General features: G+C 69.5%; 15 protein-coding genes. 8 read left to right on the top strand and 7 right to left on the bottom strand.

The window, feature by feature from the left end; translation table 11 throughout:
* Nucleotides 1-106 precede the first annotated feature (106 nt).
* Nucleotides 107-1,891, bottom strand: a complete 1,785-nt coding sequence (locus G6045_RS11855) for an ABC transporter ATP-binding protein (RefSeq protein ID WP_165331851.1) — start codon at nt 1,889-1,891, stop codon at nt 107-109.
* Nucleotides 1,888-3,723, bottom strand: a complete 1,836-nt coding sequence (locus G6045_RS11850; RefSeq protein ID WP_165331850.1) for an ABC transporter transmembrane domain-containing protein — start codon at nt 3,721-3,723, stop codon at nt 1,888-1,890. Before G6045_RS11850 ends, G6045_RS11855 begins: the two co-directional genes overlap by 4 nt.
* 238 nt (nt 3,724-3,961) lie before the next feature.
* On the opposite strand from G6045_RS11850, the gene G6045_RS11845 reads away from it, so the two are divergent.
* The 5 genes from G6045_RS11845 (at nt 3,962) to G6045_RS11825 (ending at nt 12,167) form a co-directional block, all read left to right on the top strand.
* Nucleotides 3,962-4,702: a L,D-transpeptidase family protein gene (locus G6045_RS11845; protein ID WP_165331849.1), complete on the top strand. Its 741-nt coding sequence runs from the start codon at nt 3,962-3,964 to the stop codon at nt 4,700-4,702.
* A 297-nt stretch (nt 4,703-4,999) separates the two neighbouring features.
* On the top strand, nt 5,000-5,863 hold the full coding sequence (locus G6045_RS11840) for an encapsulin (protein WP_165331848.1): 864 nt from the start codon (nt 5,000-5,002) through the stop codon (nt 5,861-5,863).
* Nucleotides 5,864-5,866: 3 nt separating this feature from the next.
* The gene (locus G6045_RS11835) at nt 5,867-9,100 is read left to right on the top strand and encodes a hypothetical protein (RefSeq protein ID WP_165331847.1); all 3,234 of its coding nucleotides are present in this window, start codon (nt 5,867-5,869) and stop codon (nt 9,098-9,100) included.
* Nucleotides 9,100-10,914 (top strand): hypothetical protein, encoded by a 1,815-nt coding sequence (locus tag G6045_RS11830; protein WP_165331846.1) that lies wholly within the window; start codon nt 9,100-9,102, stop codon nt 10,912-10,914. The genes G6045_RS11835 and G6045_RS11830 overlap by 1 nt, the downstream gene beginning before the upstream one ends.
* Nucleotides 10,911-12,167, top strand: a complete 1,257-nt coding sequence (locus G6045_RS11825) for a hypothetical protein (RefSeq protein WP_165331845.1) — start codon at nt 10,911-10,913, stop codon at nt 12,165-12,167. Before G6045_RS11830 ends, G6045_RS11825 begins: the two co-directional genes overlap by 4 nt.
* A gap of 87 nt (nt 12,168-12,254) precedes the next feature.
* Here G6045_RS11825 and G6045_RS11820 read toward each other — a convergent pair whose 3' ends face one another.
* The 3 genes from G6045_RS11820 to G6045_RS11810 all read right to left on the bottom strand — a co-directional run bounded on the left by G6045_RS11820 (nt 12,255) and on the right by G6045_RS11810 (nt 17,484).
* Complete coding sequence (locus G6045_RS11820) at nt 12,255-13,691, bottom strand: Gfo/Idh/MocA family protein (RefSeq protein ID WP_165331844.1); 1,437 nt, start codon at nt 13,689-13,691, stop codon at nt 12,255-12,257.
* 368 nt (nt 13,692-14,059) lie between these two features.
* Nucleotides 14,060-16,993 (bottom strand): FAD-binding and (Fe-S)-binding domain-containing protein, encoded by a 2,934-nt coding sequence (locus tag G6045_RS11815; protein ID WP_165331843.1) that lies wholly within the window; start codon nt 16,991-16,993, stop codon nt 14,060-14,062.
* Between the two features lie 20 nt (nt 16,994-17,013).
* Complete coding sequence (locus G6045_RS11810) at nt 17,014-17,484, bottom strand: MarR family winged helix-turn-helix transcriptional regulator (protein WP_165331842.1); 471 nt, start codon at nt 17,482-17,484, stop codon at nt 17,014-17,016.
* 94 nt (nt 17,485-17,578) lie between these two features.
* Between G6045_RS11810 and G6045_RS11805 the strand changes: the two genes are divergently transcribed.
* Both G6045_RS11805 and mltG read left to right on the top strand, forming a co-directional pair.
* Nucleotides 17,579-19,438, top strand: a complete 1,860-nt coding sequence (locus G6045_RS11805) for an ABC transporter ATP-binding protein (RefSeq protein ID WP_165331841.1) — start codon at nt 17,579-17,581, stop codon at nt 19,436-19,438.
* A gap of 92 nt (nt 19,439-19,530) precedes the next feature.
* Nucleotides 19,531-20,397: an endolytic transglycosylase MltG gene (mltG, locus tag G6045_RS11800; RefSeq protein ID WP_165331840.1), complete on the top strand. Its 867-nt coding sequence runs from the start codon at nt 19,531-19,533 to the stop codon at nt 20,395-20,397.
* On the opposite strand, the gene G6045_RS11795 is transcribed toward mltG, so the two are convergent.
* On the bottom strand, nt 20,390-21,508 hold the full coding sequence (locus G6045_RS11795) for an NAD(P)-binding domain-containing protein (RefSeq protein ID WP_165331839.1): 1,119 nt from the start codon (nt 21,506-21,508) through the stop codon (nt 20,390-20,392). The two genes, mltG and G6045_RS11795, sit on opposite strands and share 8 nt — an antisense overlap.
* A gap of 144 nt (nt 21,509-21,652) precedes the next feature.
* Nucleotides 21,653-23,119, bottom strand: coding sequence for a non-reducing end alpha-L-arabinofuranosidase family hydrolase (locus tag G6045_RS11790; RefSeq protein ID WP_165331838.1), 1,467 nt, complete (start codon nt 23,117-23,119; stop codon nt 21,653-21,655).
* A gap of 686 nt (nt 23,120-23,805) precedes the next feature.
* Here G6045_RS11790 and G6045_RS11785 point away from each other — a divergent pair.
* Nucleotides 23,806-25,236: an endo-1,4-beta-xylanase gene (locus G6045_RS11785; RefSeq protein ID WP_165331837.1), complete on the top strand. Its 1,431-nt coding sequence runs from the start codon at nt 23,806-23,808 to the stop codon at nt 25,234-25,236.
* Nucleotides 25,237-25,303 lie beyond the last annotated feature (67 nt).

The raw sequence follows: 25,303 nt of genomic DNA, 5'->3' as shown, positions 1-25,303 counted from the left end.
GGGCGAAGCCCCCCAGTTTCGGGAAGGGGCGGAGCGGGGGAGAAGGCCCGCCGCAGGCGCCCCCACCCGCACCCACCAGCGAGCCTCACCCCACCCGAACGCACTCTCACCCGTGCCAGGACCGCCAAAGCGCCGCATACGCCCCATCCGCAGCCACCAACTCGTCATGACTGCCGAGCTCACTGATCCGCCCCCGCTCGACCACCGCGATCACATCCGCATCATGCGCGGTATGCAGCCGGTGGGCGATCGCCACGACCGTGCGCCCGTCGAGCACCCGCGCCAGCGAGCGCTCCAGGTGCCGCGCGGCCCGCGGATCCAGCAGCGAGGTCGCCTCGTCGAGCACCAGCGTGTGCGGATCGGCGAGCACGAGCCGGGCCAGCGCGATCTGCTGCGCCTGCGCCGGGGTGAGCGTGAACCCGCCCGAGCCGACCTCCGTGTCCAGTCCGTCCGACAACGCCCGCGCCCATCCGTCGGCGTCGACAGCACCGAGCGCCGCCCACAGCTCGGCGTCCTCGGCGCCCGAGCGCGCGAGGCGCAGGTTGTCGCGCAGGGACCCGACGAACACATGGTGCTCCTGGTTCACCAGCGCCACATGTTCCCGTACCCGCTCCGCCGTCATCCGGGACAGCTCCGCCTCGCCGAGCGTCACCTGTCCCGTGCGCGGAGCGTAGATCCCCGCCAGGAGCCGCCCGAGCGTCGACTTGCCCGCACCGGACGGGCCGACCAGTGCGAGCCGGGTGCCGGGAGGTACCCCGAGCGACACCTCACGCAGGACGTCCACCCCGGCCCGGTACCCGAAGTGCACATCCGCCGCCTCGACCTGGCGGCCCTCGGGACGTACGGACTCGTCGCCCGCTCCGGGTTCGATCTCCCGTACGCCCACGAGCCGGGCCAGCGAGACCTGGGCGACCTGCAACTCGTCGTACCAGCGCAGGATCAGCCCGACCGGCTCGACCATCATCTGCGCGATCAACGCACCGGTGGTCAGCTGCCCGACATTGATCCAGCCCTGCAGTACGAAGACACCGCCGACCATCAGCGTCGAGGCGAGCACGGTCGTGTGCGTGACGTTGATGACGGGGAAGAGCACCGAGCGCAGGAAGAGCGTGTACCGCTCCCACTGGGTCCATTCCCGAACACGCCGGTCCGACAAGGCGATCCGCTCGGTGCCGAGCCGGTGGGCCTCGACGGTACGGCCCGCGTCCACGGTCTCCGCGAGCACCGCGGCCACGGCCGCATAGCCGGCCGCTTCCGAGCGGTACGCGGAGGGCGCCCGCTTGAAGTACCAGCGGCACCCCACCACGAGCAGCGGCACCGCGATCAGCACGGCCGGTGCCAGCGGCGGCGCGGTGACCGCGAGCCCGCCGAGCAGCAGCACCACCCACACCACACCGATCGTGAGCTGCGGCACGGCCTCCCGCATCGCGTTCGCGAGCCGGTCGATGTCGGTGGTGATGCGCGACAACAGGTCGCCGGTACCCGCCCGTTCGAGCACACCCGGAGGCAGGCCCACGGAGCGTACGAGGAAGTCCTCGCGCAGATCGGCCAGCATCCGCTCACCGAGCATCGCCCCGCGCAGCCGTACGAGACGTACGAAGAAGGCCTGGGCCAGGAGGGCCGCGACGAACAGCGCGACGGTGCGCTCGAGATGGAGATCCGCCGCCGCACCTTCGGAGGCGCTCTCGACCAGCGAGCCGAGCAGCGAGGGCCCGACCAGGGAGGCGAGCACGGCGGCCGTGTTCACGACGATCAGCAGCGTGAAGGCCTTCCGGTGGCGGCCGAACAGCTCGCGGACATAGCCGCGCACGGTCGCCGTGGAACCCACCGGCAGCGTGTTCGCGCTGCGCGGGGCCGCCGGGTCGTAGGCCGGGGGCGCTACGCCGATCATGCCGACTCCTCCGTTTCGTAAGTCTCGTGTGCGTACGTCTCGTGCGCGTAGGTCTCGTGTGTGTACGTCTGGGCGTACGCAGCCTCGGCGGCCCGCTCGTCCTCGGTCTCGCGCGTGACGATCGCGCGATAGCGGGGCTCGTTGTGCACCAGGTCGCGATGGAGTCCGACCGCCGCGACCTCGCCTTCGTGCACGAGGACGACCCGCTCGGCACGGTCGAGCAGCAGCGGCGACGAGGTCAGGACCACCGTCGTACGGCCCTGGCGCAGGGCGCGCAGACCGTCGGAGATCCGCGCTTCGGTGTGCGAGTCGACCGCGGAGGTCGGCTCGTCGAGTACGAGCACCTCCGGGTCGGTCACCAACGAGCGTGCCAGGGCGAGCCGTTGGCGCTGGCCGCCGGAGAGCGACCGGCCGCGTTCGGTGATCGGCGCCTGCATCGGGTCGTCGTCGAGAGCGGCCTGGGTGAGCGCTTCGAGTACATCCGTGCACTCGGCCGCCGCCAGCGCCTCCTCTGGGCTGACCTTGCCGGAGGCCGGCACATCGAGCAGCTCACTGAGCGTGCCCGAGAGCAGCACCGGATCCTTGTCCTGCACCAGCACGGCCGCACGGGCCGAAGCGAGGGGCAGCTCGTCGAGCGGGATCCCGCCCAGCCGTACGGAGGCGACCGGTTCGTCGAGCGAAGGGTGGCCGCCGAGCCGCTCGGCGAGGCGCCCCGCCTCGTCCGGGTCCCCGCACACCACCGCGGTCAGCCGGCCGGCAGGTGCGAGCAGCCCGGTCACCGGGTCGTACAAGTCGCCCTCGGGCGTGGTGTGCCCGAGCTTCCCGCTGCCGTCCATCGACCGCTCGATGGAAAGGACCCGCGCCGCCCGGCGGGCCGAGGGGCGCGAGAAGGAGTACGCCATGGCGATCTCCTCGAAGTGCCGCAGCGGGTACATCAGGAGCATCACCGCGCTGTAGACCGTGACCAGTTCGCCGACCTGGATCCGGCCGTCACGGACGAGTCCGATGCCGTACCAGATCACGGCGACGAGCAGCAGTCCGGGAAGCAGCACCTGTACGGCGCTGATCCACGCCCACATCCGCGCACTGCGTACGGCGGCTCGGCGCACCTCCTGCGAGGCCTCGCGATACCGCGTGAGGAACAGCTCCTCGCCGCCGATGCCGCGCAGCACCCGCAGACCCGCGACCGTGTCGGCGGCCAACTCGGTGGCCCGGCCCGCCTTCTCACGCTGGACGTCCGCGAGCTTGGTGGCCCTCGGCAGCAGCGGAATCACCCCGAGTGCGAGCACCGGGACACCGATCACGACGACCAGAGCCAGCGCGGGCTGGTACACGGCCAGTGCCACGCACACCAGGACGACGGTCATGGCGGCCGCCAGGAAACGCGACAGCGCCTCCACGAACCAGCCGATCTTCTCGACATCACCGGTCGACACCGCGACCACTTCACCGGCCGCCACCCGCCGGGTCAGCGCGGAGCCGAGTTCGGCTGTCTTGCGGGCGAGCAACTGCTGGACACGGGCCGCGGCGGTGATCCAGTTGGTGACGGCGGTGCGGTGCAGCATCGTGTCGCCGAGCGCGATGGCCGCGCCCGCCAGGGCGAGGAACCCGCCCGCGAGGGCGAGTCTGCCGCCGTCGCGGTCGACGACCGCCTGCACGGCGTATCCCACCGCGAACGACAGGCCCATCACCGACGAGAAGTGCAGCAGGCCCCAGGCGAAGGATCGGAACTGGCCGCCGATCTGGTTCCGCCCGAGCCACAGCAGGAATCGGGATCCTGAGCGTGCGTCGGGCACACCCGGGTCGGGGTACGGAAGGTCACTGATCTGCATGATGTCCAGAGCTCGGCAGGCGGATGGGGAGGGCGGCCGCGCAGGGTCCGCGGTGGAAAGGGAACGTGCAAGGTTCCCTGCCGGACACAGGCCGGGGCAAACGATTTACCGGCCGAGAGCGCTCTTTTCGGACGGGCCGCGGCCTGGGCGCCCAGCTGGCTCACGGGTTCTGCCGGGCGCCGCACGGGCCCAAGGGCCCCACCTCGTCCGTCATACGCCCCGTGCGAGCATGGAACGCATGCGCATATCCGGCATACTGCGGTCCTCGCTCGTCGCCGTGACCCTGGCCGCGGTTGTGACGTCCTGCGGCAGCGGTACGCAGGGCACCGACGGCGGTACGCAGGACAGTCCCGCGAAAGCCGGTTCCGAACCGAGCGCTTCGCCGACGAAGGACCTCCCACGCATCCCCGGTGTCGGCGACCGTCTGCAGCGGCAGATCCCGGACGGCTCCCGTCAGGTCGTCGCCGTCTACGGCCGGAGCGAGGACTCCTCGATATCCACCGTCGCTCTGTTCACCCGGCACGGTGCCACCTGGGACCGCGAACGCACCTGGCCCGCGCACAACGGCAAGAAGGGCTGGACCACCGACCACCACGAGGACGACAAACGCAGCCCCGTCGGGGTCTTCACGCTCAGCGACGCGGGCGGTGTCCGCGCCGACCCCGGCGCGAAACTCCCGTACACGCGCTCCGCGGCGGCCTTCACCGCGCCGCACTCCTGGCCGAAGACGCACTGGCACGACTTCGACCTCGTCATCGCGATCGACTACAACCGCGTCAAGGGCACGGCTCCGAGCGACCCGACCCGCCCCGAGGGCCGCTCCAAGGGCGGCTCGATCTGGCTCCACCTGGACCACGGCAGTGGCACCTCCGGCTGCGTCAGCCTGCCCGAACAGGGCATGGAGCACCTGCTGCGCACCCTGGACCCGAAACGCGATCCGGTGATCGTCATGGGCGACCGCGCCCACCTCGAAGCCTGAGCCCGCTGCCGTCCAACTTCCGCTGTACGTATGTCCATTGGCACACATCTCCATTGGCACACATCCCGCGCCACACCAGGCCGACCACGACCTCGCAGCACCTCGTACGCCTTGGGGCCGGCCCTGCACTCCGTGTGGAACGCGAGCGACGCGCACCGCCGGCGCGCCCCCACAGCGCGCCGACCGTGCGTCAACGCGCCCACTGCACCAAGGTTTCTACGACGCGTCATACGTTGTCCTGCATGCTGCCCGCAGCTAGTTTCCCCAGGGACCAGTTGCTGCTCGGTGGGGGGATCCATGGCCGCGATCGGTACGACGAACGGTGCCCTGGCGGGCAACAACCTCGGCCGGCACAAGCTCGACTGGGACCAGGCCCTCTGGGAGAAGCTTGACCGCCACGTGTGCGCCGAGACGGAGCGCTCGAGGCTCTCGACGCGGTTCCTGCCGGTGGTGTCGTCCTCGTTGGCGGCCAGCACCCGGACCGTGCCTGCCGACGCGGTCGTCATCGACGAGGACAGCGGAGCCATGTCGGTGCCCGAAGGAGCCGAACTGTCGCTCGAAGAACGGTCCGTCACCTTCGTACTGACCAAGCAGCAGTACGAGTCCGAGGAGTGCATCGGCACGGCCGTCACCCTCGCCACGCGGGCCGCCAACCACCTCGCACGCGAGATGGACAAGGCGGTCTTCCAAGGAGGTGGCGACGGGGGTCTGCTGGGCGCCGCGGACCACGTGAAGCAGATCGTGGAAGTGCCGTCGGCGAACAGCAAGGTGCCCGGGCGGTACGGGGAGCGCTACTTCGGCGCGGTCGCCGAGGCGTACGCCCTGTTGGAGAGCAACGGTCACTACGGCCCCTACGCCCTGGTCTCGCACTTCGAGCCCTTCGCCGACGCCCATGCGCCGCTGTCGAACACCCTGATCATGCCCGCCGACCGGATCCGCGCCTTGGTGCAGGGCGGTTTCCACGGCACCGGGACCCTGCCGCCGAAGGTCGCCCTGTTGGTGTCCACCGGCGGCAACACCCTGGACGTGGCGATCGCCGTCGACGCGGTCACCGCCTTCGCGTTCGAGGACGCGAGCGGACTGCTGAACTTCCGTGTCTACGAACGGTTCACGCTCCGCGTGAAAGACCCCAGCGCCGTCGTCCAGCTGCGCTTCGCCTGACCCATGGCCGGCGACCTGAACGGCTATCCGGAGACCACGGTCGACCCCACACTGTTCACGGCGAAGGGCTCCTGCAACACAGACCTGCCGGGCGGGGAGGTCGTGGAGTGGTACGACTTCGGGCAGTTCGTGGAGCTGCTCGCGGTCGACGCAGCCGGGATCTCGCACCCTGTGGTCCTCGCCAACGGCGAGGAAATCGCGCGCGCCTCGGGCGAGATCGGCAAGGGCGATGCCATTCCCCTGCGGGTGGTGGACGTGGCGGGCGGTATTCCGCTCACCGACCTCGTGGATGAGGCGCGAGGACACGGCAGCGGGGCCCTGCGACCGCTCGCCGCCGCCCGGGAGATCCCCGTGCTCGACGTGGACCAAGTGATCCGCGAAGGGCGGGTCGCCCAGGGGGGTGCCACGTATCTGCTCACCCTCAGCCGGCAGGAGGCACAGGCACTCGCCGACGGCGAGCAGATCGTCCGTGCCGCGAAACTCGCCGACGCCCTGGACGGTCGCGAGGTCACCGTGCGGCTCGCCCCGGTCGTGTACGACGTTCCGCTCCACGATGTCGACGCCCTGCTCGCGGACCGCACCGTCATCCTGGACAAGGTGTCGTACACCCTGGCTCTCGAACCGGCCGAGGTCACCGCGCTGCTCACCGCACGGACCGTGGTGGTACGGGTCACCGCGGGGGACAGGACCACACTGGTACGCCTCGTGCAGACGGGAGCCGTCTCCGACAGCGTGCCCTTGCGTCCCGGCGCCGCGGACAACGTGATCGACGATCTCTCCGCGTTCCTGGCGAATCCCGTGGTCAACGGCGACAACGGCAAGCCCTTCCGGGTTCCGCTCAGCAAGAAGGCGGTGCATGAGCTGCGAACCGTGGGCAGCACGACCGTCACCTTGGCCGACAATTTCGTCTTCTCGGTGACGGTGGCCAAACCCGTCGCCATGCCGGCGTTGTCCCGGATGGCCCTCATGCCTGCCATGATGCGGCGCCAGGACAGCGGACACCTTCCCCCCGACAAGGCCCCTGACGAGCGGATCGAGACAAAGACCCAGGAGAAGCCGGACCGGACGGCCTCCACGGTCGGCGACATGGCCACCATCTCCATGGAGACGGGCCGGTACTTCGAGAGATTGATGAAGACGGCCGATGGCGTCACTCGGATGAAGAAGTTCCTGGAGGCCAGCCAGCCTCTGCCGCCCGAGAAGACCGCGCCGCCCAGGCCTCCGTTCCGGCTGCGTGTCGCGCTCTTCCTGCCCTGGCGCCAGACCTGGACGATGAAGGGCTTCAGCCGGGGGCGCCTCCTGCAGTCCCTGGCGCTCGCCCCGCAGGAGGAGGCGACGATCGAACTCCACACCTGGGAGCGGCACCGCAAGACGCTCGAGCAGTCCAGCCAGACGGACACGGAGCAGGCCGTCGAGGGGACGGACACCACGAAGGACACCAGTGAGTGCTATCGAGAGCTCCAGCAGCAGAGCGACTTCCAATACCAGGTGGGCGGTTCCTTCAAGGCGACCTATCGGCCCGCCGCAGGAGAGATAGAGATCGGCGCGAACGCCACGCTGTCCGGAAAGAACGCCGTCACCCAGGTCGGCAAGAACACCCAGACGCGACTGCACGAAGCCGTGATCAAGGCCTCGACGAAAGTACGTGCCCAGCGCACCACGAAGATCACGGAGTCCGTGGAGTGGGGCTCGGAACAGCGCGTGACCCGCAAGATCCGCAACCCCAACCTGTGTCACACCCTCAACCTCGACTACTACGAAGTGCTCGCGCACTACGACATCAGCACCGCGTTCCTGCCCGCCGACACCAAGCTCTGCGCCATGGTCGACAACCCGATGAGTGTGTCGAGCTTCGAAGCGAACATCGTCGCGGTCAACGAGACCGCTCTGCGCGACGGACTGCTCGACCCGGCCCTCGCCGACGGCTTCGAGGCCATCCGCTATCTCGGCGCGTACGGGGAGGCGAAGGCCGAACTCAGCGACCGCAAGTCCGCCGCGGCCATCGCGGCGAAGATCGGCCAGGACGACAAGAAGCAGGAGCCGGAGACCACACCCAAGCCGCCGAGCCGCCAAGAGGCCGAAATCCTGGCCGCGTTGAAGGGCCTGTACACGGCGGCCCGTCTTTTCACGTCAGGATCTTCTCCGCAGGCCTTGCTCGGCGCCATCAGCAGGCACGACCCCATCGGCGACGACGCACGGCGTTCGGCCCGACGCTGGATGTACGGTCGGCTCGTCGAGGCCAAGTTCCCCAACTTCGCGGCCACGCTGCGCGATCTGGGCGTCGTGTCGGACCCGACCGCGGACTCCGTGCCCTTCGCGCAGCGCCTGGAACTGGCGCGGCGGCTCGCCGCGCAGGTCCCGCCCGGCACCGGCAGCCCGACGCTCGGCAAGCTCAACGAACTGACGGACGCCGACAAGGAGAGTGCCGGCCTCGCCACCGAGATCCACCGCCACATGGCCGTCGCCTGGGACTGGGCCTGGTGGACGAGCCGTTGCCGTGAGGAACAGCTGTACACCGCCGACGACATGGGCATCCCCGTCGCGGCCCAGCGGCTGGCCGACAAGATGCTGGCACTCGACACTGCCCCCACCGTCGCCGACGCGGCCGCGGAGAAGGGACAGGCGCAGGCGGACAAAGCGGGGCAGCGACAGGACCAACAGGCCGCCGAGGACGTCCTGGAGATGAAGTTCGGCCTCGAGGAGGTGGGCCGGGCCCGCGAGCGCAGCAAGACACTGCGCGACCACCTCAACGAACACCGCGACTACTACCGTTACGTGCTCTTCCAGGCCCTGCCACCGTCCGAGCAGTTGGAGCGGCTGATGGGCGGCTCGGGGGGTGCGCTACGGGTCGGCATGTTCGAGCCGCGGGTGGTGAGCATGCACGGCCCGTATCTGGCGGTGCCGTTGCACGCCGCGGGCGAGGACCTCGTCAGTACCTTCCGTACGACGATCGTCGCCAGTCTGCAGAGCATGGCCACCTCGACCTCGCGGATCATGCTTCCCACCCCGGGGATGACCATCGAGAGCCGGCTCGGGCGGTGCAGTGCGGGGGAGAGCTTCATCGAGAAGAGCCGCGAGTACGAGCTGCGCCGCCTCGAAGCCACCGCCAGGCAGGCGGAGGCCGAGGCCGACCGTCTGGAGGCGAGGGTCGCGGCGCACCAGCTCGACGACCCGAATCCGGTCCCGGCGCCGGTGGGCGTGCGGACCGAGAAGTCCGATCCGGCGGTGCGTGGCTGATGGGTGCGGTGCCCGCGCAGCCGGTGCCCCGGCTCGACCCCGAGATCGTCGATGTGGGCACAGAGGTCCTCGCGAGCGGGCTCGCACCCGTTGTACGGATGCGCCTCACGGATCCCGCCAGGGCGTATACGGCTCCGCGTGCCGCAACCGGAGCGCAGAAAGTGCCCGTTGTGGAGCCGTTCCCGTTTGCCGACCCGGCTATGTCTTCGTCGGCGCCCTACATAGCACCGGAATGGGCGCGCCTCGGGCCGCAGCCCGCGCCGACTTCGGAGCTGGCGCGCTACGTTGCCTCGGACCCCAGCCGCTACGCCCCGCGGCCGACGGCCGCGGACACACTCCCGTTCCTGGGCTCGCGGCGGCATGTGGACCTTGAGCTCGACGGGAGTCCTGTCCCGTTCCGCATCACCCTGTCGCCCGCGATCGTCGGCGAACTGGTGGAGGTCCGCTACCGTTCCGGCGGCTGGCGGGCGGTGGACGAGCTGATCGATGCGGCGCAGACGCTCTACCTCACCCTGGCCCAAGGAGCACGTGCCTCACCGCAGGCGCTGAAGGAGCGGCTCCAAGAAGTGCTGCGCCTGCTGGAACTCCTGCGCGACGGCGCCGCCGACCTCGCCAAGCGCGTGGTCCGCCCGCTCGTCCAGGCCGAACTCCTGGCCCGCCGTGAGGTCCTGCGCCGACTCGACACCTCCACCGGCCTGCTTGCGTACGACTTCGGGCGGCTGGCACCCAACGGGCGCTACGCCCGCTACCAGGACTGGGAGAACCGGCGGAGCCTCACTCCCGCCCGGTTCCTGGCGGAACTGGCCGAGCATCCTTGGGAGCCGGAGGAGGACGCCCCCGAGTTCGCACAACTGACGGCCCTGATCGACGAATTGGGACGTGCACGGAACTGGGCTGCCTCGGTCCGCCTCAAAGGCGCGGCATCCTTCACCGCGACCATCATGGCGAGCGTCCAGGGGCTGCTCCAGATGCTTGACCAGGAGCCCGGCACGCTGGAACGGGCGGCGCGGACGGCTGTGGCCCGTATCCAGGAGCTCGCCGACGCCCTCTCCGGCAAAGCACGCACCACTGGCCCGATCCCACCGCTTCACGCCCGCGGCACGCTCGGCGCGGAGTTCACGCTCGCCGTGGACGAGGCGCAACGGGCCACCCAGCTGGTCCTGATCACCGAGACGGCACTCGGTGCGGTGTTCCCGCTCGCCCGGCGCCTCGACACCGCGGCGCTGGCCGGCGCGAAGGGCGAACAACTCCGTCTCGCGTGCGCCGCCGCCGGTGCGAAAGTGGCGTCGGACGCCGCCGCCATCGAGGCCGGACTCGGCCTGAGTGCCACCTCGGTGCGGCATCTCACCGACGAACGGGCGGACCTCGCCACGGGCAAGGACTCGGCCGCATCGGACGCCTTCACGTATCCGGTCGCCGTGTACGCAGCCCTCGAGCAAGCCGGAATGGAGATGGGTTCGCTGCCGTGGACGGCGGCCGGTGAAGCGATGCGGGCGCGCGGGATCCCCTCCTCGTACACGAGCGTGTGGGAGAGCGCGAACCTCGCCGCGGGGTTCGCCAGTGTGCTGGCGAAGAAGGCCGGCCCGGCGGCGGCGGTCAGCGCCGCCGCGTACTCGGTGTGGGACGCGGGTGTGCAGACGATGACCTTCTGGCACGGCGCCCGCACCTGGAACGCCGTCATCGAGCCCGCTCTGCGGCTCATCGAGAAGGATCCCGAGCTGTCCGATCTTGCCTTGGCGTACGGGTCTGCCTTCATCGACGTCGTCGGCGCGGCGATGGAGGTCGCACCCCTGTTCATGGCAGCCGCCCTGTGAACATCCGAAAGGCCCGCGCCACCGCGCGGATCATCGCCCAGTGGCACGACTCCCACGCGTTCACGGGAATGCGACTGGCCGGGGCGTGGGAACGTGCGCTGAGCAGCAATGCGGGCGGCGAGGTGCTCCAGATGGTGATGGTGCATTCGGGGATCCGGATGGACATGTTCCGGTGCAGCCTGGACCTGATCGCCGACCAGGGGCCCAGACAGCGCAAACTGCTCGTTTCGCTGACCGCCGAGATCGAACAGCTACGGGCGGCCAAGGCGTTGAGCAGTGCCGACGCCGGACACATGATCAAGGACCTGGAGGCGAGCGGACGGGAACTCGCGGCCCTGGAGTCGCGTGCCACCGCACGGCCGGCACGGCTGCGCAACGTAGTCTCCCCAGCCGTCGCCACCGCCGCACGCAAGACGCTCGGACCGATGAGCGAGGTCAAACTGACCGGGTTGATGGCGGAGTTGAGCTTCGCGACCGACCCCGAGTTCCACGCGGCTCTGTCACGGGTCTTCGCCGCCGGACCGTTGGGGGAGAAGGCCTGCTGGAGCCGGATCGCGTACGCCGTCGAAAGGGGGTTCGCCGAGCGGAAGGGTCGCAACCTCTTCAACGAGGTCCTCGGGGTGATGAGCGAACTCATCGGCGCCTCGCAGGACGGCTACCGGCACGTCATCCGCTCCAAGAGCCGGGACATCGTCGAGCTCGGCATGCATCCGGTGGAGATCATCGGGGAGTGCTGGCTGATGAAGGCGGACGGCTCCGGCCTGCCGCTGTCGTTCCGGGACGGACTGCTGCTCGCGGTCAACACACCCGCCACCCCGTTCCGGCGGGTGGGGGAGGCCGGTCTCGTGGTGGCGCTGGAGTCCCGGCAGGCGACGACCGCGGCGGAGACCGGGATCGAACTGGCCCGCGCGGAATCGGAGTTCATCCAGAGCCGCAAACTGGCGTCGACGCTGCAGCAGCAGTTCAGGGCTCCGGAGCGGGCGCGTGAGGCCATCGAGGCGGGCGATCTGCTGCTGACGCCCGACGGCTCGCTTTATCAGCTCCGCCCGGTGCCCGTCGGCCTGAAACGCAACGTTCTGGTTCGCCCTCAGGCACTGCCGGAGGCCGAGCTGAGCAAGCTGCTCGAGGCGACGGCCACGGTCGGGGAGCATCCTGGTGATGTGATCCAAGTGGCGACACCGTTCTCGAGTGCGGAATTGCGCGCCCACCTCGGTCCTTTGCTCAGGGACCTGAAGTCCCTCTTCGGCGGGTGATGCGCAGGCTCCGTCCGCGGGCGCACGCGTGGTGCCGCCCGCGTGGTGCCGCCCGCGTCAACCGGGCGGCACCACAAGGCAATCCGGTTACGCCGACGGCTTCGCCGAGTCCACCCCCGAGCGCTTCTTGCGCCACTCGCCGCGCGTGAAGTCCGGGATTTCCTGCGGTTCGCCCTTGGCCTTGATCGACAGATGGCTCAGCGGTACGGGCGCGGTCCAGGTGGCCGCGTCGTACACGTCGAAGTCCGGGACGAGGCCCAGCTGCATGGTCTGCATCAGCCGGAAGATCATGATGTAGTCCATGCCGCCGTGGCCGCCGGGCGGGTTGGAGTGCTCCTTCCACAGCCAGTGGTCCCACTCGGCGTAGTCGCCGAAGTTGTGCCAGACGTCGTCGCTGTGGTCCGGCTCGAGGTAGATCCGGGACGGGTAGTCCTCGAAGACGCCCTTCGTGCCGCCGAGGCTGTTGATCCTGCTGTACGGGTGCGGCGTGGACACATCGTGCTCGAGCCGGATGACCCGGCCCTTGGCCGTCTGCACCAGGCTGATGGTGCGGTCCGACTCGATGTAGGTCTCCTTCCAACTCGGGTCGCCCGGCGGCATGTTGGCCTTGCGGTACTCGGCGAGGCCGAGCGCCGGGGTGCCGAAGCTGGAGATATGCGTGACGCGGTCGCCGCGGTTGATGTCCATGTAGTTGGAGACCGGTCCGAAGCCGTGGTTCGGGTACAGGTCGCCGCGCAGGCGCGTGTGCCACAGACGGCGCCACGGGCCTTCGTAGTAGTCCGGGTCGAACATCAGGCCGCGCAGATCGTGGTTGTACGCGCCGGCGCCGTGCAGCAGATCGCCGAAGAGACCGGCGTGCGCCATGCGCAGGACGCGCATCTCGTTCTTGCCGTAGCAGCAGTTCTCCAGCTGCATGCAGTGGCGGCGGGTGCGCTCGGAGAGGTTCACCAGCTCCCACAGCTGCCCGAGCTCCATGGCGATCGGACATTCCACGCCGACGTGCTTGCCGTTGAGCATGGCGGTCTTCGCCATCTCGAAGTGCCAGTCCCAGGGCGTCGCCACGTAGACGAAGTCCAGGTCGGCGCGCTTGCAGAGGTTCTCGAAGTCGTGGTCGCCCTTGGCGTAGGTGCCGGGGGCGGGCTGTCCCGCGTCCGTCACCTTCTTCGCGCACCGCTCGATCTTCTCCTTGACGGGGTCGCAGATCGCCACGACCTGCACCCCGGGTATCGCCAGGAAGAGATCGATCATGCTGCCGCCGCGGTTGCCGAGCCCGATGATGCCGACCCGGACCGTGCTGCGTGCCTGGAACGGAACGTTGACCATGGTGGCGCCAGACCGCGCTTCGGCTCTGCCGGCCGGTGCGCCCGCCGTGGTGTCGGCCTGCGCGGCGCCCGTGCCCACCGCGCCCAGACCGATACCCGCGGCGCCTGCGATACCCGCGGCGCGCAGCGCGGAACGGCGGGACAGGCCCCCGTCGGCAGCGGGGGACTCGTCAGGGGTGGGGGTGGCGTTCTCGTCGTGCATCGGACCTCCGTCGATAAGGCGGGGATGGATGGTGCAACGGCGCCAGCCACCCTCGTCGTGGGAACTCCGTGACGCAAGAGGCCGAAGTGGACAGGGAGTTGGACTTCCGGCCCACCGGCTTGGACTCATCGCGGCCATGGGTGAGCCGGTTCATCCCTGAGCGGGACAAAGTGTCCGTTCTGGTGCTCCGATCAATTCGCCGGTGCAGAAGGGAGATCGCGACGGAACGCGCAGGATAGGAGGGGTGACCGAGCAGTAGTGAACACCGGGCTGCGCGCAGTGCCCGGAAATGCGGCCGCCCCGGCCCGGAAAACGCAGCCGCCCCGGCCCGCTGATGCGGACCGGGGCGGCGTAAGTGCCGTGCGGGGTCAGGCAGTTGGCCGCGTCGCCCGCTCCAGCTCCATCAGTACCGAGTAGTACGAGCGACCCGTGGCGTGATCCATGCCGACCTCGCACATGCGGTTGGCCGACAGATGCGCGTCGAAGTGGCGCGAGGTGACCATGGCCGCCTCGCGGGCGGTGGCCGACTCGGTGAGCTCCTTGTGCAGCATGCCGCGGTCACCGGCGAAGGCGCAGCAGCCCGCGTCGTCGGGGACGACGACCTCGTGCGCACAGGCCTCGGCGACGGTCTTCAGCTGGGCGTCGTCGCCCAAGTGCCGCATGGAGCAGGTGGGATGGACCACCGCGGAGTCGACCTTGCGGTGCACGGTGAGGTGGGGGAGCAGTTCATCGGCGGCCCATACGAGCGAGTCGACGATGGTCAGCTCCGCATGCAACTGCCGGTTGGCGTCGGTGAGATACGGCACCACCTCGTGCGCGATGCCCAGCGTGCACGAGGACGCGTCGACGACCAGCGGCAGCCTTCCGCCCGCCGTCCAGCCCCAGGCCGCCTCGACGATGCGATTGGCCATCACGGCGTTGCCGTCGTCGTACCCCTTGGAGTGCCAGATGGTCGCACAGCAGGTTCCGGCCACATCCGAGGGGATCCACACGGGCTTGCCGGCCCGGGCCGAGACGGCGACGACGGACTGGGCGAGCGAGGGCCCCTTGCGGTCCTCGGGGCCGCCGAAGATCCGGTTCACACAGGCCGGGTAGTAGACGGCGCTCGCGCCCGTACGGGAGGTGCCCGGCAGCTTGCGGGCGGCGGCGCCCGGGACTTCCGGCAGCCACTCGGGCACGAGGTCGGGGCGTACCGCCTTGCGCGCGACGCGGGTCACCGCGGTGAGCAGCTTGTCGCTGATCTTGTCCGCGGCGCCCACCGCGAGCCGCGCCGAGATCTCGACGGCCTTGAAGTTCTTGGCGGCGAGGGCCGCGATCCTCTCCTCGCGCGGTGTGTGCCGTGCGTGCCGGAACGACTTCATCATCATGCCGGTGTCGATCCCGACGGGGCAGGCAAGCTTGCAGGTCGAGTCCCCGGCGCAGGTGTCCACGGCGTCGTAGCCGTACGCCTCGACGAGGCCGTCCTCGACGGGCGAGCCGGGGGACTGGCGCATCATCTCCCGGCGCAGCACGATCCGTTGGCGCGGTGTGGTGGTCAAGTCGTGGCTGGGGCAGGTCGGTTCGCAGAAGCCGCACTCGATGCACGGGTCCGCGATCAGTTCGACCTTGGGGATCGTCTTCAAGCCGCGCAGATGGGACTTGGGGTCGCGGTCCAGCACGATGCGCGGAGCGAGTACCCCGTCCGGGTCGATGACCTGCTTGATCCGCCACATCAGCTCGGTGGCCTTCTCGCCCCACTCCAGCTCCAGGAACGGTGCGATGTTGCGGCCCGTGGCGTGCTCCGCCTTGAGCGAGCCGTCGAAGCGCTCGACGGTCAGCTTGCAGAACTCGTCCATGAACGCCGCGTACCGCTCCACGTCCGAAGGCTTCGCCGCGTCGAACGCGAGCAGGAAGTGCAGATTGCCGTGCGCCGCGTGTCCCGCGACCGCCGCGTCGAAGCCATGGCGCGTCTGGAGCTCGAGCAACGCGGTGCAGGCGTCGGCGAGTTGGCCCGGCGGTACCGCGAAGTCCTCGGTGATCAGCGTCGTGCCGGACGGACGCGAGCCGCCGACCGCCGTGACGAAGGCCTTGCGCGCCTTCCAGTAGCCGGCGATGGTCCCCGCGTCCCGGGTGAACTCATTGGTCACCGAGGCGACCGGCGCGACCAGTTCGAGCTCTGTCATCACCTGCGCCGCGGCCTTCTCGTACGCGGCCTGCCGCTCCTCGTCCGGCGCCCGGAACTCGACCAGGAGCGCCGTGGTCTCCTTCGGCAACTGCGCCCAGTCCTGCGGCACGCCCTGCACGCTCACCGAGGCCCGCAGCGTATTGCCGTCCATCAGCTCCACGGCGAGCGCGCCCGCCTCGTTGAACCGCTCCACCGCGGCGGCCGCGTCCCTGAGCGTCGGGAAGAACAGCAGCGCCGCGGACACCCGCCGGTCCAGCGGCAGCGTGTCGAAGACGACCTCGGAGATGAACCCGAAGGTGCCCTCCGAGCCGACCATCAGGCCGCGCATGATCTCCACCGGCGTCGCACCGTCGAGGAAGGCGTCGAGCCGGTAGCCGTTGGTGTTCTTGATCTCGTACTTGGCGCGAATGCGCCGTACGAGCGCCGGATCCGCCTCGATCTCCCGCTTGATGGCCAACAGGCCCTCGCACAGCGCCGGTTCGGCATGCGCCAGCTGCTCGTCGGCGTCCGGCTCCCCGGTGTCCACGACCGTCCCGGACGGCAGCACGAAGGTCAGCGAGGCAAGGGTGCGATACGAGTTGCGCGTGGTCCCGGCCGTCATCCCGGACGCGTTGTTGGCGACGACACCGCCGAGCGTGCACGCGATGGCGCTCGCCGGGTCCGGACCGAGAACCCGTCCGTGCCGCGCGAGCGTGGCGTTGGCGCGTACGACGGTGGTGCCGGGCTGGATCCGTGCCCGCTCGCCGTCGCCGAGCACCTCGATCCCGGCCCAGTGCTTGCGCACGTCGACCAGGATGTCCTCGCCCTGCGCCTGCCCGTTCAGCGAGGTGCCGGCCGCACGGAAGACCACCTGCCGGCCCTTGCCGTGCGCGTACGAGAGCACGGCCGACACATCGTCGATGTCCTCGGCGACCACCACGACCTGCGGCACGAACCGGTAGGGGCTCGCGTCCGAGGCGTAACGCACGAGATCGGAGATGTTCCACAGCACCTTTTCCGACCCGAGCAGGTCGATCAGCTCGCTGCGCAGCGGTTCGGGTGTGCCGCTCGCCTGGCCGTCCTGCACCCGGTCGGGTGAGGGCTCGCCCCGGTCAAGGCGCGGGCGCAGCGCGTCGGGGTTCGGCTCCAGCAAGGGCATCGGGCTCTCCTCGGCGTCGGTCAGTGCCGCCCGGGTTCGTCCACCAGGGCGGAGAGAAGACTGCCGAACACCTCGCGCTGCTCGGCGGTCAATGGAGCCAGGATGTCCTGAGCGGCCGAACGGCGCGCGTCGCGCAGCGTCCGCAGCGCCTCGCGGCCGGTGTCGGTCAGCTCGATGCGGATCACCCGGCGGTTCGCCGGATCGGGCGCGCGCCGGACGCAGCCGCCCGCCTCCAGGCCGTCGACGAGCGTGGTGATCGCCCGCGGCACGATCTCCATACGGGCCGCCAGGTCGGCCATCCGCGGCGGCTCGTCGTGGTGCGCGAGGTGATGGGACAGGACGCGCAGGAGGCGGGACTGGGCCGGGGTGATCCCGAGCCCGGACTCCTCGAGGAGGCGCTTGTTGACGCGGTGCATCCGGCGCGTGAGGCGGAGCAGCTGCTCGGCGAGGAGGCCATCGCGGTCCGTGGCCTGGTCGGTGCCCTGGGTCATGGGGCGAGCGTATCAGGACTCCGCTCATTGTGAGTATAGGTAACAATGAGCTATGCTCTTCGGGTGATGTATATACCCCCGCCTTAGGAGGCACATGAAGCCCGCCCACACCGACCTCGAAAGCACCTGGTCCGCCCCGCCCCGCGATCCGGAGAAGCCGCGTGAGCTGCGCCGTATCGCCCGGCTCTTCCGTCCCTACCGTGGCCGGCTCGCAGTCGTCGCCCTGCTTGTAGCCGCCTCGTCCCTGGTCTCCGTGGCCACCCCGTTCCTGCTCAAGGAAATCCTCGACACCGCGATCCCCGACGGCCGCACCGGGCTGCTCAGCCTGCTCGCCCTCGGCATGATCCTCGCCGCCGTCGTCGGCGGCGTCTTCGGTGTCCTGCAGACCCTGATCTCCACCACGGTCGGCCAGCGCGTCATGCACGACCTGCGCACCGCGGTGTACGGACGTCTCCAGCAGATGTCCCTGGCCTTCTTCACGCGCACCCGCACCGGAGAGGTGCAGTCGCGGATCGCCAACGACATCGGCGGCATGCAGGCCACCGTCACCTCCACCGCGACCTCGCTGATACAGAACTTCACGAGCGTGATCGCCACCGTCGTCGCGATGCTCGCGCTCGACTGGCGCCTCACCCTCGTCTCGCTGGTCCTGCTGCCCGTCTTCGTGATGATCAGCCGCAAGGTCGGTAACGAACGCAAGAAGATCACCACCAAGCGCCAGCAGCAGATGGCCGTGATGGCCGCCACCGTCACCGAGTCCCTCTCGGTCAGCGGCATCCTGCTCGGCCGCACCATGGGCCGCTCCGACTCCCTGACCAAGTCCTTCGCGGACGAGTCCGAGCGCCTGATCGACCTCGAGGTGAGGTCCAGCATGGCCGGGCGCTGGCGGATGTCGACCATCGGCATCGTCATGGCGGCGCTGCCCGCGCTCCTCTACTGGGCGGCGGGCCTCGCCCAGCACATGGGCGGCCCCGCGGTCACGCTCGGCACCCTCGTCGCCTTCGTCTCGCTGCAGCAGGGCCTGTTCCGCCCCACCGTGAGCCTGCTGTCGACCGGCGTCCAGATCCAGACCTCGCTCGCCCTGTTCCAGCGCATCTTCGAGTACCTGGACCTGCCCATCGACATCCAGGAGCCCGAGAACCCGGTGCGTCTGGAGAAGGTCAAGGGTGAAGTCCGGTTCGAGAACGTCGAGTTCCGCTACGACGACGAGAGCGCGCCCATCCTCGACGCCATCGACGTCACCGTCCCCGCGGGCCGCAGTCTCGCGGTGGTCGGCCCGACCGGCTCCGGCAAGTCGACGCTCAGTTCTCTCGTACCGCGTCTGTACGACGTGACCGGCGGCCGCGTCACCATCGACGGAGTGGATGTACGCGACCTCGACTTCGACACCCTCGCGGACACGGTCGGCGTCGTCTCCCAGGAGACGTACCTCTTCCATGCCTCCGTCGCCGACAACCTCCGCTTCGCCAAGCCGGACGCGACGGACGAGGAGCTCCACGAGGCGGCCAAGGCGGCTCAGATCCACGACCACATCGCGTCGCTGCCGGACGGCTACGAGACCGTGGTCGGCGAGCGCGGCCACCGGTTCTCCGGCGGCGAGAAGCAGCGCCTGGCCATCGCCCGTACGATCCTGCGCGACCCGCCGGTCCTGATCCTCGACGAGGCCACCAGCGCGCTCGACACCCGGACCGAGCACGCGGTCCAGGAAGCGATCGACGCCCTGTCCGCGAACCGCACCACGATCACCATCGCCCACCGTCTCTCCACCGTCCGTGCCGCCGACGAGATCGTCGTCCTCGATGCCGGCCGCGTCGCCGAACGCGGCACGCATACCGCGCTCCTGGAGCAGGACGGGCGGTACGCGGCACTGGTCCGCCGCGACGCGCTGCAGCCCGACGCGGGAGCGGCCGCGCAGCAGCCGGTGAACGGGAAGCGGCTGGAGCCCGTGGCGTAGGGCCTGCCTTGTGGATCAGGTCCTGAGCCGGAGTGGGTACACGACCACGCCGAATGTCCGATTTATCGCTTTGTGCGGGTTACCGTGCCCGCATGCGCAACGACAGTGCCCCCCAGGGCAGGATCCGCCTCACCCGCAGAGGCAAGGTCGCCCTCGCCATGACCGGCGCCCTGCTCGCCGGCGCCGCGGCCGGCGTTCCCGTACTGCTCGACCGGCAGGAGACGCAGCCGCAGGCCAAGACCCTGCTCGTGCCCGAAGGCTGGCGCACCTCGCAGGTGTACGAGGCGATCGACAAGGCACTCGAAGCGGCCCCCGGAACGACGAAGAAGTCCGCGCACACCATCGGTCTGAAACTGCCGGGGGAGGCGGCCGGCCACCCCGAGGGCTATCTGTTCCCCGCCACGTATCCGATCGGCGAGGACGCGACCCCGGCGTCCCTCCTCGCGTACATGGTCGACACCGCGAACCGCCGATTCGGCGGGCCGAAGGTGAAGGGCGCGGCGGAAGGCCAGGCGGTCTCCGTCTATCAGGCGGTGACGATCGCGAGCATCGCGCAGGCGGAGGCGGAGACGAAGCAGGACATGGGCAGGGTGGCCCGGGTCGTCTACAACCGCATGAACCTCGGTATGCCGCTCCAGATGGACTCGACCATCAACTACGCGCTGAACCGCTCCACCGTGGACACCTCCATGACCGACACCCGGATCTCCAGCCCGTACAACACGTACGCCCGCACCGGTCTGCCGCCCACGCCCATCGCCAACCCGGGCGACGACGCCCTCGCGGCGGCACTGAACCCGCCGCAGGGCGACTGGCTCTACTTCGTCACCGTCAAGCCGGGGGACACCCGTTTCACGGCGGACTACGCCGAACACCAGCGCAACGTCGAGGAGTTCAACGCGGCGCGGCAGGCGGAGCAGCAGACGCAGGCGAAGAACGGCTCGGCAAGCGTCAGTTGACCGTCGCCACAACCGGCCGGGACACCGGCGCCGGCTGCCGCGCGAGTAGCCGGCGGATCTCCGCCACCGCCGCGCGTCCCGCCCGGTTGGCGCCGATGGTGCTGGCCGAAGGCCCGTAACCGACCATGTGGATACGGGGATCGCGTACCGCGCGCGTTCCTTCGAGCCGTATCCCGCCGCCCGTCTCGCGCAGCCGCAGCGGTGCGAGGTGGTCGACGACCGGGCGGAAACCGGTGGCCCACAGGATCACATCGGCCTGGATCTCCCGGCCGTCGGCCCAGGCGATGCCGTCCGGGGTGATCCGGTCGAACATCGGCTGCCTCTCGAGCACGCCGTCCGCGATGCCCTGACGGATCGCGTCGTTCAGCGGCAGTCCCGTCACCGAGACGACACTGCGCGGCGGCAACCCCTGGCGCACCCGGTCCTCGACGAGCGCCACGGCCGCGCGGCCCTCCTCCTCGCCGAACGGGCCCTCGCGGAACACCGGTTCGCGCCGGGTGACCCAGGTGGTGGACGCTGCGAACGGCGCGATCTCCAGGAGGTGCTGGGTGCCCGAGGCCCCGCCGCCCACGACCACCACCCGCTGTCCGGCGAACTCCTGCGGCCCGGGGTACTGCGCGGTGTGCAACTGCCGTCCGCGGAAGGTCTCCTGGCCCGGATAGCGCGGCCAGAACGGCCGGTCCCAGGTGCCCGTCGCGTTGATCAGCGCACGGGTGGCGTAGGTGCCTTCGGAGGTCTCGACGAGCAGCCGCCCGTCCTCGCCCTCGCGCACGGCCGTGACATCCACGGGGCGGTGCACGCGCAGGTCGAATTTCTCCTCGTACGCGGTGAAGTACTCGCCGATCACCTCGGAGGAGGGGCGCGAGTCGTCGGCGCCGGTCAGCTCCATGCCCGGCAGGGCGTGCATGCCGTGCACGCGCCCGTACGTCAGCGTCGGCCAGCGGAACTGCCAGGCGCCGCCGGGGCGGGGAGCGTGGTCGAGCACCACGAAGTCGCGGTCGGGCTCATAGCCGACGCGCCGCAGGTGATACGCGGCGGACAGCCCGGCCTGCCCGGCGCCGATGACCACGACCTCGACCTGCCGCGCTTCTCGTACCCCGATGTCGTTCACGTTTCTACTAACCGTCGGGGTCGCCGGGATCTTCCCGCCCGAAGGTGCTCATGGGGCGACCACCGCGTGACGGTGTGGAGGGCTCGGCTTCCGCCGAGCCCTCCACGTCCGGCCCCGTATGGGAGCAGGGGCTGTGTCAGGCCGTCAGCGCTGCTGTGTCAGCAGCCCAGGACGGTAGGGGAGGAGCCCGTAGTCGCCGCCGCTGCTGGGGCTGCGTCCCTGGTAGAGCAACTGCAGATTGCAGGGATCGACGGTCATGGTCTGGTCCGGGCTGGTGCGGAGCAGTTCGCCGTGGCTGATGTCGTTGGTCCAGGTGGCGCCGCTGTTGGCCTTGCCGGCGAAGGGGTTGCCCTCGGTCGCGGCCTGGGGTGTCCATGATCCGCTCAGGCTGGTGGCCGTGAACGAGCGGAAGTAGCGGCCCTGCGCGCCGATCGCTTCGACGATCATGAGGTACCGGTTCTGGCCCTGGAGCTTGTAGACCTGCGGGGCTTCGAACAGGTTGTTGGTCGTATCGCTCATGATCGTGGTGTAGCTCGAGCCGAAACTGCCCGGGAAGTTCCCGATCGGCATGCTGGCCCGGTAGATCTTGCCGTTGTCACCGGCGAAGAACAGGTACATGTTCGTGCCGTCACCGATGATGGTCTGGTCGATGGGTCCTGTTCCGGAGCCGCTGATACTTCCGGAGAAGAGCTCCTTCGGTGCCGACCAGCCGTTGGGGTTGGTGGGGTCGCTCGACGTCCGGTAGGAGAAGGCGGTCGCACCCCACTGGTAGGTGAGCACCCAGATGTTCTTCGGCGCGAAGTAGAAGAGCGTGGGCGCGACGGTGGACGCCGACATCGCGTTCTGGCCGGCGGAGGCCATCTCCGACCAGTTGGTGAAGAGGCTGAAATTCATCGACCCCCAGCTCGTGCCCGTGTCGTGCGTCGTCGCATAGACGAGTTGCTTCCCGTTGTACGGGACGACGGTGAAGTCCTTGAGCGAGACCCACCCCGGCTTGGGCTGTGCAAGCGCGCCCGTCGAGCTCCAGCGGTACGTGGAGGGAAGTTCGCACGGGCCGGGGTTGGTGGCGCCCACCTTGACGAACTGCCACTGCTGGTTGGTGCCACCCCAGTCGTCGTACTGGACGATGTTGGCGTTGTCGGCGGTGGAAGCGCCTTGTACTTCGAGGGCCTTGTTGCTGTGGCGCGCGATGAGCCGTACGTAGCCGTCCGAGCTGTCGGCCAGGCGGAACTGCTGGTTGGTCCCGTTGTGGTCGGTCCACTGCTGGATCGCCGCGCCGTTGGCGGTGGAGGCGCCCGCCACGTCGAGCACCTTGCCGGAGTGGCGGGACTTGATGCGGTAGTACCCGCCCCCGGAGTCGACGAACTGCCACTGCTGCTGGTTCTGGTCGTTCCTGGTCCACTGGGTGATCCGGGCGCCGTCGTTCGTCGCCAGGTTGTACACGTCGAGGGCCTTGCCGCTGGCGCGATTGACCAGCACGTACGAGGCGTTGGGGTCGACGGTGGCCGCGGCGGCGGGCTGGGCGCCGAGGAAGCCGGCCACGAGCAGTAAGGGCGCGAGGGCGGCGAGCAGGCGTCTCAGGCGGACTGGGGACGCAAGGCGGAACCGCATCGGGCGGCCTCCTTTTCCGAGAGGGGGCAGAGGTGGGTCGCGGATGCAAACAAGTGGGTGCCTATGGGGCGCTCTCGCCGGAGCGTCTCGCCTTTGGTCGAGGTGAGAGGTCTCCGGCCTCGGTCGCCCGGCCGGCGGCCAGTTGTGGCCGCTACCGCCGGAGTGTCTGCACGCCGACGGGCACTGCAGGTGCCCCGGAGGTCTTGGTCGTGTGGATCTCCGGAACGGGAACGTCGCTTCGGTCGCGATAGTTTTCCGAGAGTTTCTCGGATCCTTTCGACGCCACAAGCTAGGAATGCAGGGACTCCCGGTCAAGGCCTGCCGCTGATCTGTCCACAATTAGCGCCTCGCCGAAGGGACTTGACCGACGCTGTCGCGAGCTCGACGCGAGGCCCTCTCGGCATGGTGGTCCGAAAAGTTTCGGGTGAGGAACGGAAACGAGTTCTGCGCGAAGCATTGACGATCCACCGTCAATCCCTCAATCATCCCTGTCTGAAGAGCCGACCACAGTTCGATATCTCGAACAAAGCGAGTTCCGGTCCATCTGCGCCGCACGACAGTTCCACGCACCACAGCACCGCGCCACCCCGTGTTTTGCGTTCCCGCAAGGTTCGCACCAGCGCATCCCGGCGCCCCGCGGCCGGCCGCAGCAGTCCCTTCGTGATCTCTACCCTGGAGGCACAGTCATGGGCTCGTATGCCATCCCCCCACCCACCGTCCGCCGAAAGCTGGGTGGACTGCTCACCGCGCTGATCGTCGGCGTCCTGGTCGCGGTCGGCACATTGATCGCGCCGACAGGCGCACACGGCGCCGAGAACACGCTCGGCGCCGCGGCGGCGCAGAGCGGGCGCTACTTCGGCACCGCCATCGCCTCGGGCAGGCTCGGCGACTCGGCGTACACGACGATCGCGGGCCGCGAGTTCAACTCGGTGACGGCCGAGAACGAGATGAAGATCGACGCCACCGAACCCCAGCGTGGCCAGTTCAACTTCGCCGCCGGTGACCGCGTCTACAACTGGGCGGTGCAGAACGGCAAGCAGGTGCGTGGTCACACCCTGGCCTGGCACTCCCAGCAGCCCGGCTGGATGCAGAGCCTCAGCGGCAGCTCGCTGCGCCAGGCGATGGTCGACCACATCAACGGCGTGATGGGCCACTACAAGGGCAAGATCGCCCAGTGGGACGTCGTGAACGAGGCCTTCGCCGACGGCAGTTCGGGAGCCCGGCGCGACTCCAACCTGCAGCGCTCGGGCAACGACTGGATCGAGGTCGCCTTCCGCGCCGCGCGAGCGGCCGACCCGGCCGCCAAGCTCTGCTACAACGACTACAACGTGGAGAACTGGACCTGGGCCAAGACCCAGGCCATGTACAACATGGTCCGTGACTTCAAGCAGCGCGGCGTGCCGATCGACTGCGTCGGGTTCCAGTCGCACTTCAACAGCGACAGCCCCTACAACAGCAACTTCCGGACCACCCTGCAGAGTTTCGCCGCCCTCGGCGTCGACGTGGCCATCACCGAACTCGACATCCAGGGCGCCTCGTCCACGACCTACGCCAACGTGACCAACGACTGCCTGGCCGTCCCGCGCTGCCTCGGCATCACCGTATGGGGTGTGCGCGACACTGACTCCTGGCGAGCGGAGCAGACCCCGCTGCTGTTCAACGGCGACGGCAGCAAGAAGCCCGCGTACACCGCCGTCCTGAACGCACTCAACGGCGGCACCACCACGCCCCCTGAGGGTTCCGGACAGATCAAGGGCGTCGCTTCAGGCCGCTGCCTGGATGTGCCGAACGCGGGCACCGCCGACGGCACCCAGGTCCAGCTGTGGGACTGCCACAGCGGCACCAATCAGCAGTGGGCGCCCACCGCCGCCGGCGAACTCAGGGTCTATGGCAACAAATGCCTGGACGCGGCCGGCACCGCCAACGGCAGCAAGGTCCAGATCTACAGCTGCTGGGGCGGCGACAACCAGAAATGGCGCCTCAACTCCGACGGATCGATCGTCGGCGTCCAGTCCGGCCGCTGCCTCGACGCCACCGCGGCCGGCACCGCCAACGGCACCCTGATCCAGCTCTACTCCTGCTCGAACGGCAGCAACCAACGCTGGACCCGCACCTGATGGGCCCGTCACGAGCGGAAGGGTGAATCGATGAAGACCTGCGGTGCGGCGCCCCCTGCCCCGCCCC

The organism is Streptomyces mesophilus, from assembly GCF_011044995.1.
GTDB lineage: Bacteria > Actinomycetota > Actinomycetes > Streptomycetales > Streptomycetaceae > Streptomyces > Streptomyces mesophilus.
The sequence above is the reverse complement of the archived record's forward strand: the minus strand, read 5'-3'. Positions and strand labels throughout refer to the sequence as shown.